The following is a 663-nucleotide window of genomic DNA, read 5'->3' as shown; positions in this document are numbered from 1 at the left end:
CGGCCCGCCGGCGGGCCGGTCGGGCGGGGGCTCGCGCCCCGGCGCCCCGGCCTCCCGACGGGTCACCGCGTACTCGGGGCCGTCCGCGGGGCCCTTGTCCTCCTCGCGCTCCGGCGGGGGAGAGCCCTCACCGGTCATCCGGGACTCGGGCGTCTCGCTCCGCACGGGCGGGTCCCGGGGCTCGCGGGTACGGTCGTCCGGGTCGGTCATGCTCACCACCCACTTCCGGTGCGTCGCCGAGGCCGCGCGGGCGTCAGTCCTTGCCCGCGTCCTTGAGCTTCTCCGCGGCCTGCTTCAGGTCGCTCTTCATCTGGGTGCCGCGCCCCTTGGCCTCCATCGTCCGGTCACCGGTGGCCCGGCCGGTGGCCTCCTTGGCCTTGCCGCGGGCCTTCTCGGCCATGTTGCGCACCTTGTCGTCGGTCGCCATGGTGTTCGCCTCCGTTCGACGGCGGGCCGGTGCCCGCCCGAGACGCGTCTGCCCCGGACGGGGCGTGCCATGCGTCAGTCGTGCCATGCGTCAGCCGGGCGGCGGAACGGCGGCGGTCCGCCGGGCCAGTCCGTCAATCACGTCGTGCGCGCGCCCGCGCGCCCGGAAGTCCCGGCGCTGGCGCTCGGCGCCGCTGCCCAGCCGGCGCAGCCGGTCCAGCCGGGCCTCGACGGCGG

1 protein-coding gene and 1 pseudogene are annotated in these 663 nt (G+C 77.4%); both read right to left on the bottom strand.

Annotation, left to right across the window (positions count from 1 at the left end):
* Positions 1 to 210 (bottom strand): annotated as a pseudogene (locus tag ABD308_RS13415) (hypothetical protein); the annotation flags it as partial.
* A 43-nt stretch (positions 211 to 253) separates the two neighbouring features.
* Positions 254 to 427 (bottom strand): CsbD family protein, encoded by a 174-nt coding sequence (locus ABD308_RS13410; RefSeq protein ID WP_344333032.1) that lies wholly within the window; start codon positions 425 to 427, stop codon positions 254 to 256.
* Positions 428 to 663: the final 236 nt, after the last annotated feature.

Origin of the sequence: Kitasatospora putterlickiae, assembly GCF_039527695.1 — a bacterium.
In the GTDB taxonomy this organism is placed as follows: Bacteria; Actinomycetota; Actinomycetes; order Streptomycetales; family Streptomycetaceae; genus Kitasatospora; species Kitasatospora putterlickiae.
This window is presented reverse-complemented; position numbering and strand designations above follow the sequence as displayed.